The sequence below is a fragment of the Furfurilactobacillus milii genome (assembly GCF_009863985.1).
In the GTDB taxonomy this organism is placed as follows: Bacteria; Bacillota; Bacilli; order Lactobacillales; family Lactobacillaceae; genus Furfurilactobacillus; species Furfurilactobacillus milii_A.
Genome location: NZ_WEZT01000018.1, coordinates 89,216 through 105,931, shown reverse-complemented (window position 1 = coordinate 105,931; position 16,716 = coordinate 89,216). Strand labels below are relative to the sequence as shown.

Annotated in this window: 17 protein-coding genes and 1 tRNA gene; 6 read left to right on the top strand and 12 right to left on the bottom strand. The window is 41.4% G+C overall.

What is annotated here, in order from left to right:
- Nucleotide 1 precedes the first annotated feature (1 nt).
- The 6 genes from GB992_RS08670 to GB992_RS08645 all read right to left on the bottom strand — a co-directional run bounded on the left by GB992_RS08670 (nucleotide 2) and on the right by GB992_RS08645 (nucleotide 5,633).
- Nucleotides 2-1,330, bottom strand: a complete 1,329-nt coding sequence (locus GB992_RS08670; protein WP_161002077.1) for a YycH family regulatory protein — start codon at nucleotides 1,328-1,330, stop codon at nucleotides 2-4.
- Entirely contained in the window at nucleotides 1,320-3,173 is a 1,854-nt protein-coding gene (gene walK / locus GB992_RS08665; RefSeq protein ID WP_017262497.1) for a cell wall metabolism sensor histidine kinase WalK, read from the bottom strand. Before walK ends, GB992_RS08670 begins: the two co-directional genes overlap by 11 nt.
- A 26-nt stretch (nucleotides 3,174-3,199) precedes the next feature.
- Nucleotides 3,200-3,910, bottom strand: coding sequence for a response regulator YycF (gene yycF / locus GB992_RS08660; protein ID WP_161002076.1), 711 nt, complete (start codon nucleotides 3,908-3,910; stop codon nucleotides 3,200-3,202).
- Nucleotides 3,911-4,250: 340 nt separating this feature from the next.
- Entirely contained in the window at nucleotides 4,251-4,583 is a 333-nt protein-coding gene (locus tag GB992_RS08655; RefSeq protein WP_161002075.1) for a TMEM175 family protein, read from the bottom strand.
- Nucleotides 4,584-4,632: 49 nt separating this feature from the next.
- Nucleotides 4,633-5,115, bottom strand: a complete 483-nt coding sequence (locus tag GB992_RS11955) for a helix-turn-helix domain-containing protein (RefSeq protein ID WP_161002074.1) — start codon at nucleotides 5,113-5,115, stop codon at nucleotides 4,633-4,635.
- Nucleotides 5,116-5,198: 83 nt separating this feature from the next.
- Nucleotides 5,199-5,633, bottom strand: a complete 435-nt coding sequence (locus tag GB992_RS08645; protein ID WP_161002073.1) for a hypothetical protein — start codon at nucleotides 5,631-5,633, stop codon at nucleotides 5,199-5,201.
- Between the two features lie 145 nt (nucleotides 5,634-5,778).
- On the opposite strand from GB992_RS08645, the gene GB992_RS08640 reads away from it, so the two are divergent.
- Together GB992_RS08640 and GB992_RS08635 are read left to right on the top strand one after the other, a co-directional pair.
- A complete protein-coding gene (locus tag GB992_RS08640) occupies nucleotides 5,779-6,192 on the top strand; it encodes a nuclear transport factor 2 family protein (RefSeq protein ID WP_161002072.1) in 414 nt (137 codons plus the stop codon).
- A gap of 135 nt (nucleotides 6,193-6,327) precedes the next feature.
- A tRNA-Lys gene (locus GB992_RS08635) sits at nucleotides 6,328-6,400 on the top strand.
- A 503-nt stretch (nucleotides 6,401-6,903) separates the two neighbouring features.
- Here GB992_RS08635 and GB992_RS08630 read toward each other — a convergent pair.
- From GB992_RS08630 to GB992_RS11950, 4 genes are all read right to left on the bottom strand, one after another.
- Nucleotides 6,904-7,299, bottom strand: coding sequence for a hypothetical protein (locus GB992_RS08630; RefSeq protein ID WP_161002071.1), 396 nt, complete (start codon nucleotides 7,297-7,299; stop codon nucleotides 6,904-6,906).
- A gap of 611 nt (nucleotides 7,300-7,910) precedes the next feature.
- A complete protein-coding gene (locus GB992_RS08625; protein ID WP_161002070.1) occupies nucleotides 7,911-8,261 on the bottom strand; it encodes a hypothetical protein in 351 nt (116 codons plus the stop codon).
- Nucleotides 8,245-8,499 carry a hypothetical protein gene (locus GB992_RS08620; protein ID WP_161002069.1) on the bottom strand — a complete coding sequence of 85 codons (255 nt, stop codon included), beginning with the start codon at nucleotides 8,497-8,499 and terminating at the stop codon, nucleotides 8,245-8,247. Before GB992_RS08620 ends, GB992_RS08625 begins: the two co-directional genes overlap by 17 nt.
- Nucleotides 8,500-9,245: 746 nt before the next feature.
- Nucleotides 9,246-9,434 carry a helix-turn-helix domain-containing protein gene (locus GB992_RS11950; RefSeq protein WP_347877379.1) on the bottom strand — a complete coding sequence of 63 codons (189 nt, stop codon included), beginning with the start codon at nucleotides 9,432-9,434 and terminating at the stop codon, nucleotides 9,246-9,248.
- A gap of 147 nt (nucleotides 9,435-9,581) precedes the next feature.
- Here GB992_RS11950 and GB992_RS08615 point away from each other — a divergent pair, with 147 nt between their 5' ends.
- The 4 genes from GB992_RS08615 (at nucleotide 9,582) to GB992_RS08600 (ending at nucleotide 12,969) form a co-directional block, all read left to right on the top strand.
- Nucleotides 9,582-10,325, top strand: coding sequence for a helix-turn-helix domain-containing protein (locus tag GB992_RS08615; protein ID WP_161002068.1), 744 nt, complete (start codon nucleotides 9,582-9,584; stop codon nucleotides 10,323-10,325).
- Between the two features lie 171 nt (nucleotides 10,326-10,496).
- Nucleotides 10,497-10,859 carry a hypothetical protein gene (locus GB992_RS08610; RefSeq protein WP_161002067.1) on the top strand — a complete coding sequence of 121 codons (363 nt, stop codon included), beginning with the start codon at nucleotides 10,497-10,499 and terminating at the stop codon, nucleotides 10,857-10,859.
- A gap of 192 nt (nucleotides 10,860-11,051) precedes the next feature.
- Entirely contained in the window at nucleotides 11,052-11,393 is a 342-nt protein-coding gene (locus tag GB992_RS08605; RefSeq protein WP_161002066.1) for a hypothetical protein, read from the top strand.
- A gap of 409 nt (nucleotides 11,394-11,802) precedes the next feature.
- Nucleotides 11,803-12,969 carry a tyrosine-type recombinase/integrase gene (locus GB992_RS08600; RefSeq protein ID WP_161002065.1) on the top strand — a complete coding sequence of 389 codons (1,167 nt, stop codon included), beginning with the start codon at nucleotides 11,803-11,805 and terminating at the stop codon, nucleotides 12,967-12,969.
- 1,082 nt (nucleotides 12,970-14,051) lie between these two features.
- Here GB992_RS08600 and GB992_RS08595 read toward each other — a convergent pair.
- Both GB992_RS08595 and GB992_RS08590 read right to left on the bottom strand, forming a co-directional pair.
- Nucleotides 14,052-15,770 carry a zinc ribbon domain-containing protein gene (locus GB992_RS08595; RefSeq protein ID WP_161002064.1) on the bottom strand — a complete coding sequence of 573 codons (1,719 nt, stop codon included), beginning with the start codon at nucleotides 15,768-15,770 and terminating at the stop codon, nucleotides 14,052-14,054.
- Nucleotides 15,771-15,794: 24 nt separating this feature from the next.
- Nucleotides 15,795-16,706, bottom strand: a complete 912-nt coding sequence (locus tag GB992_RS08590; protein ID WP_161002063.1) for a zinc ribbon domain-containing protein — start codon at nucleotides 16,704-16,706, stop codon at nucleotides 15,795-15,797.
- Nucleotides 16,707-16,716 lie beyond the last annotated feature (10 nt).

Genomic DNA, 16,716 nt, shown 5'->3' with positions numbered 1-16,716 from the left:
CCTACTGGGTGCCACCGCCATTAAGCAGATCCGTGTATAGTTGCCACTTACCACTCGTGTAAACATAATAAGTCGGTTGTAGATCCACAACCTGTTTGGAATCGTAATTATTTTCCCATTGATAGCCGAGCACAATATCTTTAATTTTGTTTTTCGAAATACCAGCCGCCTCAAGTTGCGCCATCACTGTCGATGTTGCTGGCAACGTCACGTTACTATTGGAATCTGTTGGCAGTGGCACCTGAAGATTGGTCAACGTAAAGTCAATTTCTTCGGTACCAGACTTTTTGTTTTTGACCTGAACAGCGCCAAAATCCGTTTGATTAAAAATTGGGAATCCTTCGACAAACGAACGGTAGGTTACTTCCCGACCATTGTTTTCATTGTCAAAATACCGTACAGAATCCAACGGCATGCCAGTGCTGCTCAACCCAGCAAACGAAGTCTTTAGGTTTCTGCCTAAATCACGAGAAATTGAATTCTTAGCGTTGTAGTTTTCAAACATGACCGCGCCCGTCTTATCGTTTACGGTCATCCGTTTGTACGCACCGTCAAAATAAATCGTGTGACCATCATGACGCTGGACACTGACGGAAGTAGCTTCTCCAGAATTCAGCAACGACGTAACAAAAAAGTTTGCGCTCTGTTCACCAATAAGGTAACTGTACTTAGGAATATGAACTTCATTAGTATAGTAAGTTAGCGTATGATCCTTTGACGTAATCTGCTCAACTGGATAACGTTTGTCTCCCTCGGCAATCACGCGACGAACCTTGCTCAACTGCTGTTTGGAAACACTAATTTTATAAATCGTTAAGTCGTTATCGTTCAGCAGGTACAGCTCACCTGGTTTCGTCGTTGAAAACAAAATTCGTGAGAACTTAGCAGTGGGCGACATAAGCAATCGTTGATCATAAGAACTGTTAAAAATAGAGCGGCCAATGTTATCGGCGTAACTTAACTGTACCGTGTTCTTTTGATTCAGCAATTTTTGATAGGCATCTTTATCCTTTTGGCTAACCTTGCGAAAATTCGTCATGCGCCAATTCTTAACTTCGTTTTTAACGGTGGTGACCAAATTAATTTTTGGATTATAAATTGATTCAGCGTGTCCGTGCGAATCCGTCACGATTACCTGCGTTGGCAAGTAAATATCATCAATGGACCGGGTCGATACTGTTGAATGAGTCGACCGGGTCGACGAAGTAGCGGTCCTAGCACGATCAAAACGGGCCGGATTAATCCAAATTAATAGTGATAAAACAATACCGAGTCCGATCAACAACGTTAGTGCGACCGGTAATAAACCATTTCTTAGTCTAGTCCACATCCCAGTCATCCTCCTCAAATTGCTCGAATGGCAGTGAAATATAGAACGTGGAGCCCTTGCCTTCGGTACTATCAACCCAGATTCGACCGCCCAGCATCTGAATAACTTCCTTCGAGATGGCTAGTCCTAGTCCTGTACCACCTTGAGCACGGGAACGGGCCTTATCAACTCGGTAAAATCGGTCAAAGATGTGGGTCAGATCCTTATGTGGAATACCTAATCCCTGATCGGAAATACTCATGATGACCTGGTTATGCGTCTCTAGTAAACGACAAGTAATCACACCACCATCTGGCGAGTACTTGATTGCGTTGTTCATGATATTATCGACCACTTGTGTAAACCGATCAGTATCGATTTCAACCCATAAGTCTTTGTCGGTAAAGTCACGCTCAATTCGATAATGCTTTTCAGGATTGTCATCCGTTTTTATCATCATGTCAAAACGATTCAAAATATAGTTGAACAGTTCGTTCAAATTGACCGTTTCCATTTCAAGTTTAGTGGTTCCAGAATCCATTCGGCTAAGGGCTAACAGATCATTGACCATCCGGATCATCCGTTCCGTTTCATCTTGAGCGACCTTCAAAAAACCAGGTGCGACTTTTTTATCTTCCCAAGCGCCATCGACTAAAGCATCGATGTATGAGCGGACGGAGGTTAACGGTGTCCGCAATTCGTGAGAAACATTCGAAACAAACTGCTTACGGTCTTCGTCTTCCTTCTGCTGTTCAGTTACATCATGAAGAACACAAACCAGGCCTGAAATGAACCCAGATTCACGTTGAATCAGCGAGAACGTCGCATGCAAGATCAGGTCACGACCCTCTTCTGATAAATCAAGAGCGACCTCATCCTGGCTTTCCAGCAACTCCCGGAGCGTATACTGATCACGAATATGCAAAATATCTAGGATAGATGTGCCTTCTGCTTCTATTTCATCGACATTCAAGAAGTCGCGAGCTGCCGAGTTGATGATATTAATGTTTCCGCGTCGATCAGTGGCGATGACCCCGTCACTCATATGGGCCAGCACCGAATCCAACCGGCGTCGTTCAGCTTCTGTGGACTCCTGCGCTTCTTCAACACGCACGGAAAGGTTATTAACCGCACTGGCCAATTGACCCAGCTCATCAGTTCCATAGACACGCACTTGACCAGAATAGTCACCTTGCGCAATTTGAACCGTTTGCCGCTTCATTTCGTCAATTGGGCGGGTTATTGCCCGGGAAATAACTATCGACATAATCAAACCTAAAATGATAGCGACCGCCGCCGCAGATAGGTAAATCAACGTGATGTTATTAATGTTCTGATAAACACCTTCTAGTGAGGCACGAATGTAAAGCACCCCAACCAGCGTATTCCCGTTATTACCGGAGGAGCTTAACAATGGCACAATCGAAACATAGTACCGATTATTATCACGGGCATCGTAAACATCTCGTTGATAGGACCGGTTATTGTAAATTGCGTTCTTAACGTTACTATCCGTGGTCTTCTGACCAACAATCGTTTGATCGTTGACATTACTGGTACCACGGACTGTTCCTTTGTTATCGATAACGCGAATTTCAGTGATGTTCGCGTTATTCACTTCCGATAAGATGCTACGGATTCTCGTATTGGCAGCTGTAGTATTGCTGCGCATCAACTGGTCAGATAATGAATTATCAATATAGGCTGACAATTGAATCTGCTGTCTAAACGTACTCAAGTTCTGCTGTTCCAATTGGCGTACGAAAAAAGCCCCGACGACTTCCAGCGTAATCAATAGCATCAGGGCAAAAATGAGCGCAATTTTAAAATTAATTGATTGGAAAAAACGAATCTTTTTGTTCACAATCCAAACTGCTCCTAGTTTTTAACTTAATCTGTTTCTGGCTTGCGTAAGTAATAGCCGACACCCCGGCGGGTAACTAACCAAGCTGGGTGACTTGGTGTATCTTCAACTTTTTCACGCAATCGTCTCATCGTAACATCGACGGTCCGGACATCACCAAAGTAGTCATAGCCCCAGACCGTTTGTAACAAGTGTTCACGTGTCATAACCTGACCGATGTGCTGGGCAAGGTAGTACAACAACTCAAATTCACGGTGGGTCAATTCAATGTCATCCCCACGTTTGGACACCATGTAGGCATCTGGATCGATTTTTAGATCGCCGACTTCAATTGAGTTGGATTCATTTTCCGCAGCGGCAGAGTTTTTAACCACTGTATCCTGCCGGCGTAAATTGGCCTTCACACGGGCAACCAGCTCACGGTTTGAGAATGGTTTCGTAACATAATCATCGGCACCCAGTTCCAAGCCCAAAACCTTATCGATTTCAGAATCCTTGGCTGTAACCATAATAATTGGCGTGGTGTACTTAGTTCGAACACGACGGGCAACTTCCAGCCCATCAATTTTAGGCAACATTAAATCAAGCAATATCAAATCTGGCTGTTCATCATCAACTTTGGCGATTGCTTCTTCGCCATCAGCCGCCGTGACAACGTCGTAGCCCTCTTTTTCAAGGTTGAATTTGATAATATCAGAGATTGGTTTTTCATCATCAACAACAAGAATTTTACTCATGTAAACATATCCTCCACTGGAGTTAAGTAATTGAATACGAATTTCATATAAAACGTCGCTCAAGACTATGAGCAACCTCTACTATTATATCACAGCCACTAAATTGACTAACGAGGCACGCGTCGAAGCGGAATTAACCATATGATGACGTTTAAAATCATTGATAACAACGCAAACGGCGGGAAAAAGAACGTAATGATGATCACCAAAACATTAATGATCAAGGACCACTGGTTTCTTCTCTCGGAATCGGCCGATATGCCCTCTTTAGTAGACAGTTGATTAGCGTGTTGAACAGCATGGTTCAAGATGATAAACGAAATGTTAAACGGCAAGACAATCAATGGTACAGCATAGCGCTTGGCCTAGCAAAGATATCCGTGCCATACCACGCCGTTACCGCGGGAATTAAGGACATCCAGAACAACAAATTCATGTTTGCCCACAAAACATGTGCATTCGTTTTTTCGACTGCGGCAAACATCTGGTGATGGAAATTCCAAATTTCAGCAATCATTAGAAAACTAGCGACGTACACGACAAACGGCATTCGCATTTGCCCGAACAACGCGGCCCAAGTGTGTTGTTCGGGCAATTTTAGATCCAAAACTAGAATGGTAATAATGATAGCAACAACGCCATCAGTAAATGCCTCTATTCGTGACTTTGACATGTGTTTACAACCTCCATATCAGAGTTTAACAGATTCAGCGTGCTTGTCATTAACGATCCTGTTGTTGGCGCTGATATTCATGTGGGGTCAGCCCAACATAATGTTTAAACACCTTGGCAAAATGACTCTGATCGCCAAAGTGCAACTGATAGCAGACTTCCGTCACACTTTGCTGAAGTAATAGTGTTTTAGCCACCGTCACCTTACGCATCAAAATATACTGTTTCAGCGTCCACCCCGTTTGCTGGTGAAAATGCCTGGTAATGTAATCCGCCGACAGCTCCATCCGTTTGGCAACGTCCACAACGCGCAGACGAGTCTCTATATGTACATTGATATCTTTCACAATCTGGTTCACCAGGTGATCTCCACTGAGGCGAGAACTGTTAACGCGGCGCCGTTCAAACGCCACTACCAGCTGTCCTGCCAGTTTTGCGCTAGTCATATCATCATTGCGGACATCCTGCCACCATTGACTGACAATCTCCGTAAAGTGGCGTAAACGTCCGTTTACCGTCAATTGATGCCCCACAAACAGTCCTGCAATCAGCGTTAACCCGATCAGATGTTGGGGTCTCGGCGTAACTTTGACAAAATGTGCTTTAACAAAGTTACTTAAAACTTCCCAGTTTTCCTTCGCAATGCTTGAATCAACGTGTGCACCGGTTCTATGTGAAACGGTTCAAGTCTGGCTTCGCTGAGTTTCGGTACCACCAATGGCGACCTGCCCAGCAAACCGACATATAAACAGAGCGCACATAACCGTAACTGCTGTTCGTCCATATCTGAAAAACCAACGCCGCAAACGATGACGCCTAACTCTGCCTTAAAACAGAAGGCCTGTCGATGCTTAACTGACGCATGCTTTAACATCGTTATTTCTGTTTGTTGCACCTCCTGAACGGCCGCCTTGATTAAGGCACGATCTAGGATATCGAGGTCATTATCTGTAACGTTTCTTTTTATGTGTCCAAGTTCGTCCAATTCAACCAGTTGAATCTTCATTAATTTAGCAATTTCTGATTCCAATAGACGCTGCTTGCTAGTCATCTTTTTTGCCTCCATATCCACGACGGATTTCAACCATTAAGTCGCCTTTATCATATCTGAATATAGGCGAACTAATTACACTCTAAACAGTTGGTAAGGGTTAGTAATAGACGTCAGTGATTGATTACATTTAGGGGGCTTTAAAATGTTCAATATTGATGAAGTACGTTTGCAAAAACAAACAAAGCAGGAAGCCGTTAAGCATACGATCGAAACCTATTTTCAAGCATTGGATGGGGGAATGGATGCCGCTATGCTAACGAGTCTATTTTGTTCCGAATCCTTTTTACGTTTTAAAAGTCATGAACGGGCTGGTCATGCAGCCATTCTAGAAATGATTCAAACCTTACTAACCAACCCACAACACCTAACTAACATGACGATCGATGTCCCATCACTAGAATTAGTCGCACTTGTTCACGGTCATGTAGTTATCCAAGGAACTGATAATTATTCAGAACCTTATAGCTTCACGATGACACTCGTATCGGACCGCCTGATCCGCAACCAGGATCACAATCGTTGGTTGATTCATCGATTGAATTATCAACCTGTATAATTTGCACTAAAATTGCCGCTGTAGACGAATCACTACGCCTGCAACGGCTTTGTTTTGTCATAATCTAAACTTTTTCTGAAAAACCTGTTGTCAGGGTTTGGAGCATATGATACTATATAAAAGTTGAATTGATATGGATCGCTAGCTCAGCTGGCAGAGCAACGGACTCTTAATCCGTGGGTCCAGGGTTCGATCCCCTGGCGATCCATCAAAACAATTAACCACCAATCACGCTGGCTCAGCCCGTGATTGGTGGTTTTTTTCTATTTTCATAAATCATTAAATATCACCGCAAAGCATGAAAACGTAGCTTTTTTACGGCAAAACGTAGCCAAGCGATAGAACCACTAAAACTAATACTATTTATTGCCTGTGTGGGGCGTTGACCGTATACTTCATCGTACATAGCTTTTATTTTCACTTAAAGCACTGCAAATCAATTCATCATGAACACTCAAGGGGCAAGCAAGGGGTAGCCAAATTAGACAAAATTAAAAACCTACTCATCAGTGGGCAGGCCCTTGCATGATTAATCTATCCATTTTAGAGAGGTAATGCTTGTTCGACGCCGGTATGAGTACGGATTGTTCAAACTCTCAGTATGTAACCGTGGTGGGTACAAAGAAATTTCGTCCTTTTGCCTTTCTAAAACCTAGTATTACTGACTCAAACTGCTCGTTAACCATAAATACAATATCTAACTTAAGTCTATTAGGCTTCATGTTGCTTGTTACTACAAAGGCGGGTATGTCTTGATCTAAAAAAACCGTTGCAGAATGTTGTAATGCAGCATCCTTTTTTAATTTGTTTTCCCCACAGCGAGCTCGTCTTAGCCACTGTTTTAGCTAGGGTGCCCGCTTTAACCTGTCTAATAAGTTGACTAGCGTTTACATTCTTACTAGTTAGCTTTTCCCAACCCATTAAATATGGAAAATCCCGTTCGGTAAAAACAATATCAAACTCACTCAAAAGATTATAATTAGTCTCAATTCTTACTCGATGACCAGCAAAAACATGATCGTAGTCTTCTAACATCACCTTAAAGTCTATTGAAGCCTCATTCGTCACAATAAAGTAGCTTGATGACGGCTTTGGTAATTCATTCATTAAGATATTCCTCCCTAAAAAATAACCGCTAGTATACACTGACGGCTACTGGAGTTTGAGTTAAGAAGCTTCCTTAACTGCGACTAGCGGTCAGATTTAGGTCTCTGCCAGGCAACATAGCAACTCCCTACTATTATCCAATATGCGACACTCAGCAAGGCACCCCCTTGCTCGATAAGTATTATACCGGTTCCCTACTCGCAAAATTAAGTTATTACTGTTTCTATAACATCTCATGAAACTTATTAGGTACTCTGAGTCTAGCATCATTCATCTACTCATCTTTCAGTAACCTCGAAAGGCTTCTGTAGAGTGTACGTATGCTCACCGTTTGTAACGGCTGTACTGTGATTGTCCTAAACAAATGTGCATCATCGCTTCTACGTTGCTAGGTTCACTGGAATGAAAGTAAAGTGCTTTTGGAATCTCCTGAGTTCGGTTAGGACACAGTTCAATGGCAAACTTTAAATGTAACTGCATCACTCAAAAGGTATTCTAAGTCCATGTAGTCTTCATCATCATGGCAAAAGTTCTCTCCATCTTGAACTTTAAAAAAATTCATCAGCGTTACACCAGTGTGATTGCGAACCTGATACGCCTCGCCTGCTCCACTAATCGACGTTACTTGATCCTTTAACATACTCAGTTAACAATTCCTTGTCGTTAGTCCCTAACTTGTGGAGATGATTTGTATCAGTTCGTTCCAGTGAAACCTCTGCAAAATTATAAACATCTGCATAATTTTGTTTTGGCTCAGTTCGAGAAACAGTCGTGGGCACGGTGGAAACGCCTATACTGCGCACTTCGTCATTTACGATTGCTTTATTATCAGCACTTTCTACCGTGCCTTTTTTTACACGGCGAACAGGCTCTTGAGGTTTGTCGTAAGCTTCATACACTGGAGCAGCAAACTTACCGCCCTTACGTCTCTGATTCTTGTTTTTCCTAACAACTAAAGCCAAAGTCCTGCAACTCCTTAATAGCCGTACTGTAAGCCTGTCTTGACAGACCAGCCCGCCGTTGCAACTCGCTGGCGCTAAAATTCCAATCTGGCGTGTTATCTAACATAGTTATCCAAAGAATAATGGCAGAACGGTTCAATTTTCTATGAATCATGCTTTGAAATACGTCCATATTCAAATTCAAAAAACGTGTACGTTCAGCAATCATCTGCTTTGCTGGTGTGGCGTGTCCATCCATGCTAGACCTCCTTTCCTGATGTTCAGATGAATTTAATTGAATAGCAAAACGCCCTATTTCCGGGGAATGTTTTTAGCCAACCATCTAGCAACCAAGTGTCACCCATCTGTTAACTAGCTGCAGAAAATGTTTTTAAAATGTTCCTTAATTACTGGATACATAAGCTTTTATCTGTTGTTCACATTTTCGTCATTCATACATTTTTGTTGTTCAAACGTTGGTCATTCACCTTGGCCATCATGAATAGCTTTTATTTTTTAATTTCTGCACATTCGGAGACAAGGACGGCACATGTGTGAGCTGTCCCAAATCACACAAGGGACACCCCCTTTTTAGTTCGAATTAGTCTCTGACTCATCCTGTTTAACATATTTTAATGGCTGGATTGCAAAAAAATACTTATTAACTTTGCGTGTCTTGATAGTTTCAGAATCAACAAACAAATGAATGAAATGGCGTACTTGATAACGGGTAGTTTTCCAATGCTCAGCTAATCCAAAAACAGTAGCTAACATCTCACCAGCCTCTTGCCCATTGAATGCGATCATTAACCAATCATGGCTTACGGTCTTGCCTTGAATCCTATTTCTAAGCTAAGTACCATTGCAGGTAGTCTGCCGCTTGCTTCTTAGTCATATACCTCGGTGTAGCAGCTTATATAAACGCCTGCTTAGTACTTGTTAAACATCAACAGCTTTAGTTCCTGTTGAGTGCTCTCTGGTAGTGATACTCGTAATTCTGGCATGTTACTTCACCTCATAGCCTAACAACTCATTAGGTGTAATGCCAAAAAAGCAAATTTTCTTCAACGTTTCGAACTGAATGCCTTTTGCTCTTTGATAATAAATACTTGTAAGCGTGAATCTGTGATAATCGTGTGCTATCCCAATTGTCCAATAACAAGAATCCAAGATATCCTTAAAATTATTGCTCATAATTTCCATCTCATTTTTTAATACTAAGCATCCTTGCCAGAAATGGTAAGAATGCTTAGTAAAGAAGTCGATATACTTTTAGCAAATAGTCTTGTCATTTCGTTTTTACAGGTATATGCTAAATTCAAGCAGAAATGAGGTGCATGTATGTTAAAAATATCTCTGAAACAATATATGAATGAACGTCATTTAACTATTCAAAATGTAACAGAGATGACGGGAGTATCCCGTCCTACCATTTCACAGCTTGCGTCCGGAAAAGCAAAAGGCATACAGTTTGAAACTTTATCTAAATTAGCCAATGGATTAAACGCTGACGTTTCAGAATTATTTGATAATCAATTTTCTTTTGAGACGATCCAGTATTATGTAAAACCAGTAACAGAAAGTTTATATACACCGGATGGTTCCATTACTACTGGCATTAACTGCTCATCCACACTAATAGATGAAGATGAAACAACTATTGAAGTTGGCTTCTACTATGACGGTAACATTACCGATGTCGGGACAGTGACAGAATTTAAGGTTCCTACTCGACTTATACTCAGTAACCCGATTAATGGCTCTGATACCGTATATAAAATTGAGTGGCTATATGATGATCTTGGTGAAGCACTAATAGAAAACTATAACGAACAAAAGCTATACGACTTTTTATCATCCTCACCTATCAATTCTCTGGAAAAGATATTAGGTGGAGTATCTCGTGGCATTATTCAGCTACTTGAAACTAGTCTCACTAGCAAATACAAAACAGCTACATACGTTAGCTTCAATTCAGATTTGCCAATTCATAGACTTCCAAATGAATCCTTAAATTTTCTTTGGGACAAGAAGACGCTTCTTAACAAAAAACTATTCGACCAATTGATAGACATTAAATACTGACTACATTAAACAGGTCCTTTCAAACGACCTGTTTTCAACAAATACAAGTCATTTAAAATGATTTATTCTTAACAAACTCAAATCTGCGCTGGTTGAAATACCAACAATGGAGATACCTATAAAAGACACCCCCCCAACCACTCAAAACGGCTCGTTTTTACGGAGGCACTCATGGAACCAAATTATTTTGGTCAGTGGAAGCAATCAATTGTGAAACAACTTCGCGACACAAAAAAAGATAAATTTATTAGAAGACTTGATGACGATAGTCTGGTAATCAATTACCTCACTTACATTCGCGAATGCGTTTTACATTCTGTAACAGTTCATGAATCTAAAGATATACTGAAACAACTGCCTACACTAAGTCCGAATGAGGCAGCAAATTATCAAAGAATAAAGTCCAATCTAATATCTGGAAGTGGCATTTCTCCATATTTATCTACCAACGCCAGTAAGCTAAGACCAGATGATTTATTTCTAGCGCTAGGGATTATGCACCTGCACATGGGTCAAATAATGGATGTAAGCTGATTCCTGAGACAACTTTTAAGAGAGGGTATAATGAATAAATCGTCTCTCAAAAGGAAGAAATTTTTACATGCCAACTCGTTACGACGATCAGCTCCTAAAAGATGGGTTTGTGGTAAACACCATTTTAAAGGAAGCTGATCTTTTTTGTCCGAACAGCGTTCGGATTAATTTTACAATCTACCTTGTTACTTAGTGGCCACCACTTCAACAACCGTTACTATTGCTCCATCAACTGGTGAGGGTGTCGATAGTCAATTTCCGAACAAGACACTTTCAAAAGCTGACCTTTTAAAATCACTCGTTCCAGATGAAACCTATTTGGCTAGTCTAAAAAAGAACACAGCAGCCGCTGAACAAAATGGTAAAGAGGCCTTAGCAGAGGCAAGCTCACTGTCAAACGATGCAAACAGTAGCTCAAGCGATGATGATCAGAGCGACTCAAACAACGACCAGAGCTCAGTTGATTCAGACCAAGACAATGACTCTAACCAAACTGACAGCAATCAAGACACTGACGACGACACAGACCAGTAAAGATATTGTTCTGTTTAACTTCTAGGAGATAAAGCACCATGCTACTGTTACTCACAATCATTTTTTGCTGGGCTACTTATAAATTCTTTACTAAATGGGTTTGGATCCTGATACCAATCGTTTTAGTAGTCTCAGCAGGTTCATGGCTTATTCATCACCCGTCTGCAGTTGTTCTAATAGTCGCTATTATTGCTGGTATCTACGACCTGATTTACAGGCACTACCACAACGGACAAGATCCGTTCTTAAAGCAGACTAAGTAGCACATTACCAGTTCTGAGTGTGTGCAATGAAAGGAGTGAGGTCTATAACTAATGCCGTCGCAAAACGCGACCCCCTCACAAGGATATTTACAACTACCCTTGTATTTTCCTAACAACGCCCCGCACAGGCCGTTGGGAGAAATAAAATGACACAGATTAATTCATACCAAGACAAAGATGGGAATACACTGTACGGCTTTCAAATCTATCTAGGGGTTAACCATCAAACTGGTAAAAAGAAACGTACTCGCCGCCGTGGTTTCAAGACAAAAAAAGAAGCCGCCATTGCTCTATCTCGCTTACAGGTTCAAACAGAGGATAATGGCGACGTTCCTAAAGAAAACAATATTCTATTTGCTCAAGTGTTTAACGAATGGTTTCCAGTTTATCAAAATACTGTCCGTGAAAGCACTTGGGCGAAAACTAACAAAATGTTTGATAACCACATCCTACCCGCTTTTGGTCAGTTTCGCATCCGTACTATTACGATTGCCCAAGTACAATGGGCAGTGAATGAATGGTTCAAGACTACAACTGCTGGCTATCGACGGTGGTACTACTTCACTTCACAGATGTTTCAGTTCGCTATGAAACGTGGTTACATTGACCGCAACCCAGCAGCATTAGTTACTTTGCCAAAGCATGAGGCTACACCAGGGCAACAACGTGAAAACTTTTGGAGTCGTGATAAACTTGCTCATTTTTTTAAATGTCTTGATTCACACACTGAACCTGAAAAGTTTGCCCTCTTCTGGACGTATGCTTACACGGCTGCCCGTAGAAGCGAAATATTAGCGCTGGAGTGGTCAGACATTGACTTCAGTAAATCCACCATGACCATTAGTAAGACACTCTCACAGGGTGTTGGCGGTCATACAGTAGTGAATGCTACTAAGACTGCTAAAGGGATGCGAACCAAACCCCTAGACACCAGCACCGTATACTATTTTCGACAATGGCGGTTAGCTCAGCAACGGTATTTGTTAACAATTGCTAACGTATCTAGCGTAGATAAGCATCAACTGGTATTTCCTAACTCAAAGGGCAAATACAAGTCACTAGACACGCCACACAAATGGCTGGCTAAGATCATTAAGGATAATGGACTACGTTACATCAGTGTCCACGGTCTACGCCACACAAGCGTGTCAGCTATGTTTGCTGCTGGCATCCCCATTAAAGAGATTCAGAACCGTATGGAGGATGCTGATATTCAAACGGTACTCAACACTTATATTCATACGACTGCTGAGCAAGAATGGCATGCAGCTAACCAGTTGGCAGAATACCTAAAGGGTAGCCAAGCACAATAAAGTTCCATGTGAAACACGTGTAACAACTGCTGTTACGGCATTTATCATATCGTTAGGTCTGTTCCCCTGGCGATCCATCAAAACAATTAACCACCAATCACGCTGGCTCAGCCCGTGATTGGTGGTTTTTTCTATTTTCATAAATAAAGGCCTACTCATTAATGAGCAAACCTCGAACAAAATTTTGAAAACCCTAGTTTTAAGTTTCTCGAAATGCCGCAACAGCTTACGTTTGCCAAATCTAGTAAAATTGCTATAATAATGCCATTGGAAAGTGAGGAGAATTTTAGCGGAGACTCCTCGCTCGCTGGTCAAGTATTGTTGGGTAAGCTGTCTACTTTATGTAGTCAGCTTTTTTTATTATCGCAAACGCTTGAGCCAGTGTTTTTACCGACCTAGCTACGATATATAACGACACAGCAAGCTGTATCATTACCCAATCTTTCCTAAGTGATATTGCATGCTCCTCATCCCTTGTTAGTCACTGATTGGTGATGATGAGGATACGTAATACCTGCCAGCTTGAACGACAGCAAGTAATAAGCTGGCTGAACGTCCATGTACTTAGAATACCTAAACCGCCTGCTAATTCATGCTAGTTTTTACATATTTTACACATCAGTGAACCATCTGTTGTCGCAAGTGATCCATTGCGTTCTTTCAATGATTCAAATTTTGGATTCTTTTAAAGGGTACTTAAGGAGTTGAAACAAGATGTTACTATTACTCGCCATTATTTTTTGTTGGGCCACTTACAAGTTGTTTACTAAATGGATCTGGACATTAGTTCCTATCATCCTCATAGTCTCGACTGGTTCATGGTTAACTCATCATACGTCTGCTGTCGTCCTAATTTTAGCGGTCATTGTTAGTATTTACGATGTTGTTTACCGACATTTCCATGATGGACAAGATCCATTCTTAAAACAGAACAAATGACTCACGTTTACCTTTTTCCAAAACACAATTGCACTAAACTATGAAAAAAAATAAATAAAGCGTGTAATCCCTCAAAAAGGGATTACACGCTTTATTGAAATATGCCGAGGGACTCATCGATCGGGAAATTTAGTTTGGTCAAATTAATAACTTAAATTTTGGCTAACATACCTCTGGTTCGTTTGATATGACTCATCATCAGTTGAATCCGTATCTGAATTACTATCGTCAGAATTATCAGTCGAATCTGAGTCGCTATCCGAAGCGTCTGAACTGGAATCATCGTCATTGCTGGAGTCTGAATCACTGTTAGAATCCGAATCATCATCCCCCGGTGTCGACGTATCACTAATTTTCTTGGTAGCATGGATGCTCCTAATCTTGCCAGCGCTGCCAGTACCATCAAGGATAGCCACGTACTGGAAAACCTGCGTATGTGAGGCCCCACTGTCACCATAAAACTTATATTTCACGTTATAAGTGGCCTTTGTTTCAGCGTTCTTATTAGGCACTACGTGGAAGTCTTGGACGGTGAAGTTTACACTACTGATCTTTTTGTCATTATTGTAGTTCTTAGCCATGCTAACAATATCTTTATACTGTTGGCTCGACGTGCCATCGTCAAACAGAGAAGCAAGATCAGAAGGAACATCACCACTAGCTGACAGTAAGTCCATATCTGTGAAAACATCAGAAATTAAATTGTGAGCATCGTCATGAGACATCACTCCTGGGAAGCTGACAGATACTTCCTCATCTTCGTCTGAGTCACGAATTTTGCGTTGATTAGACGTAGCCTTCCCACCGTCGCCGCTGTAAACCATCGTTAATTCCATGTCATTAGACCACGGAATGTCCTGAAGATACAGGGAGCCTGTATTATCCAGGTTGCCATATGATTTGTTGTTGATCCTAACCTCAGCGCCAGGATAACCCTTTGCTGTGAAGGAAATCGTCTTTAACTCTAGATAAACGTCGCTAGCATTACTTGGCGTAAGCCAATAGTTACCGTCATTTTTCATGTGGTGCCCATGAACATTTCCCTCAGCCGTCAATTCGTATTGCCCAGCAATATATGGGCCAAAGCTGTGCGAAACGCTCGTCATTGTGGTTTTGTATGCGTGTTGATTGTTGACCGTCAGTTTGATATTCGGTTGATTGGTTCGTAACTTAGCCGAAAAAGTTTTAACCTTGATTTTATATCGTGGAAATAATAACCATGCCCGTCCAGAAGGGGCAAATGAATATGCGCCATCTTCGGTCACACCGTTATTTTTGAGTTGTGACTCAAACAGCTTCATCCCCGAGGGTTTATTTTTCAATTCCTTGATCAAGGGTTGCAAACTTTTGTGACTCAGTTTGAATTGTTTATCAGAAACCGCAAAGTTTTTTGCTAAATTCTTATCGTTCTTTTTAACAGAGGTCATTGCGCGCTTCAGTTGATTATCTTGGGAATAGTAGTTTTTGCCAAACATATATCCACCGGCTAAGATAATAAGCACAATGGCGGCCGTAATCCACGGCCATTTTTTTGTTTTTTTAGTTCTTCGCGTTGGTGCTGAACTGACAGCTGACGGTTTAGGGGCAGCTTGTGACTGAACAGGCTTACTTGCTTCTCTAGTGCCAGTGTGAAGCACACTATTGCTCTGACTGCCTGGCTGATTTGGTTGATTGAAACGATTACCAGACTTGGGAGCAGCCGACGCACTTGCTGGTTTACTTGCTTGACTTCCGTTACCGACATTCTTTTTTGCCGCTTTATAGTTAGCAATGTTAAATCCACAATTACCACAGAATAGCGCACCTGGTTTTAATTTTGCACCACAATTTGGACAGAATTGTAGTGAATCTTGTTGAGCCATGAGTTGATCCTTTCCTTGTTTTATTTAGTTCAAATAATGCATGTTTTCTATGCGCCTAACTTCCTGGTTAAACTTCGCGCCGTTTGGCATTGTTTTAACTTTCTTGCTTGAAATTGCAGCATCGAAATCAAAACTAGGTTTATGAATATCTAGGAGTCGTAAATGTTTTGTCCCATAAAAATAGTGAACAATTTGCTGACGCGAATTAAAGTTCTTTTGACCTTTGAAATTCTGTGACCAACCCATTGTTTCCACTTTGCCCTTGAAAGTGACCCCAGCTGCAGACTTATCGGACACTCCGAGCGACTTAATCAAATTAATTTCAGCCTTATCATTCTTTGGCAATCCTTTTTGTATACTTGCGAATTGTTCTGGCCAATAAAGTTTCGTTAAATATTGCCCGTCATTGTAATCTAGCTGCAACTGCGATCCTTTTTTATGAATCGGAATACGGCTCGAAACTAAAAATATTTGATTATTATTGTCCGACGGCACCTCAACAGTCACCATATTGATGAAATGATCATTAATTTGAATATATGTCTTAGGAATAAACTTAAGCGTATAACTCTCTGGCGCGGCATCATAGTCATGTGGCATTGAGTAAATGTCATAGCGATTTCCATAATATTGTTTAGCGCCGAAAACGCCTGCCCCAATAAGCACGATTAGACCAACAATCAACGCGACTAGCTTTCCACTAGTAAGTTTCCCATGTCGGCGGGGTTTTCTGGTTTGTTTAGTAGCCTGTTGTTGTGTTGCCAATCCTTGACTCATCGTTGCTTGCTGAACGTCTGTCCCATTGTTGCTCGGAGCAGCCGCTACGCTATTTGCTGAACTAGCATATTCACGATTAGCCGCCCCACAATATGGGCAAAACTTAGTCGTCCGCGAAATCTGTTTGCCACAGTTTGAACAAAAGACCTTATCATCCATTTATCTATAC

Coding starts and splice junctions, on each gene's coding strand:
- GB992_RS08590 (WP_161002063.1), bottom strand. CDS start 16,706: ATGGATGATAAGGTCTTTTGTTCAAACTGTGGCAAACAGATTTCGCGG.
- yycF (WP_161002076.1), bottom strand. CDS start 3,910: ATGAGTAAAATTCTTGTTGTTGATGATGAAAAACCAATCTCTGATATT.
- GB992_RS08670 (WP_161002077.1), bottom strand. CDS start 1,330: ATGTGGACTAGACTAAGAAATGGTTTATTACCGGTCGCACTAACGTTG.
- GB992_RS08615 (WP_161002068.1), top strand. CDS start 9,582: ATGTTAAAAATATCTCTGAAACAATATATGAATGAACGTCATTTAACT.
- GB992_RS11950 (WP_347877379.1), bottom strand. CDS start 9,434: ATGAGCAATAATTTTAAGGATATCTTGGATTCTTGTTATTGGACAATT.
- GB992_RS08640 (WP_161002072.1), top strand. CDS start 5,779: ATGTTCAATATTGATGAAGTACGTTTGCAAAAACAAACAAAGCAGGAA.
- GB992_RS08645 (WP_161002073.1), bottom strand. CDS start 5,633: ATGACTAGCAAGCAGCGTCTATTGGAATCAGAAATTGCTAAATTAATG.
- GB992_RS08655 (WP_161002075.1), bottom strand. CDS start 4,583: ATGTCAAAGTCACGAATAGAGGCATTTACTGATGGCGTTGTTGCTATC.
- GB992_RS08630 (WP_161002071.1), bottom strand. CDS start 7,299: ATGAATGAATTACCAAAGCCGTCATCAAGCTACTTTATTGTGACGAAT.
- GB992_RS08600 (WP_161002065.1), top strand. CDS start 11,803: ATGACACAGATTAATTCATACCAAGACAAAGATGGGAATACACTGTAC.
- GB992_RS08610 (WP_161002067.1), top strand. CDS start 10,497: ATGGAACCAAATTATTTTGGTCAGTGGAAGCAATCAATTGTGAAACAA.
- GB992_RS08595 (WP_161002064.1), bottom strand. CDS start 15,770: ATGGCTCAACAAGATTCACTACAATTCTGTCCAAATTGTGGTGCAAAA.
- GB992_RS08620 (WP_161002069.1), bottom strand. CDS start 8,499: ATGGATGGACACGCCACACCAGCAAAGCAGATGATTGCTGAACGTACA.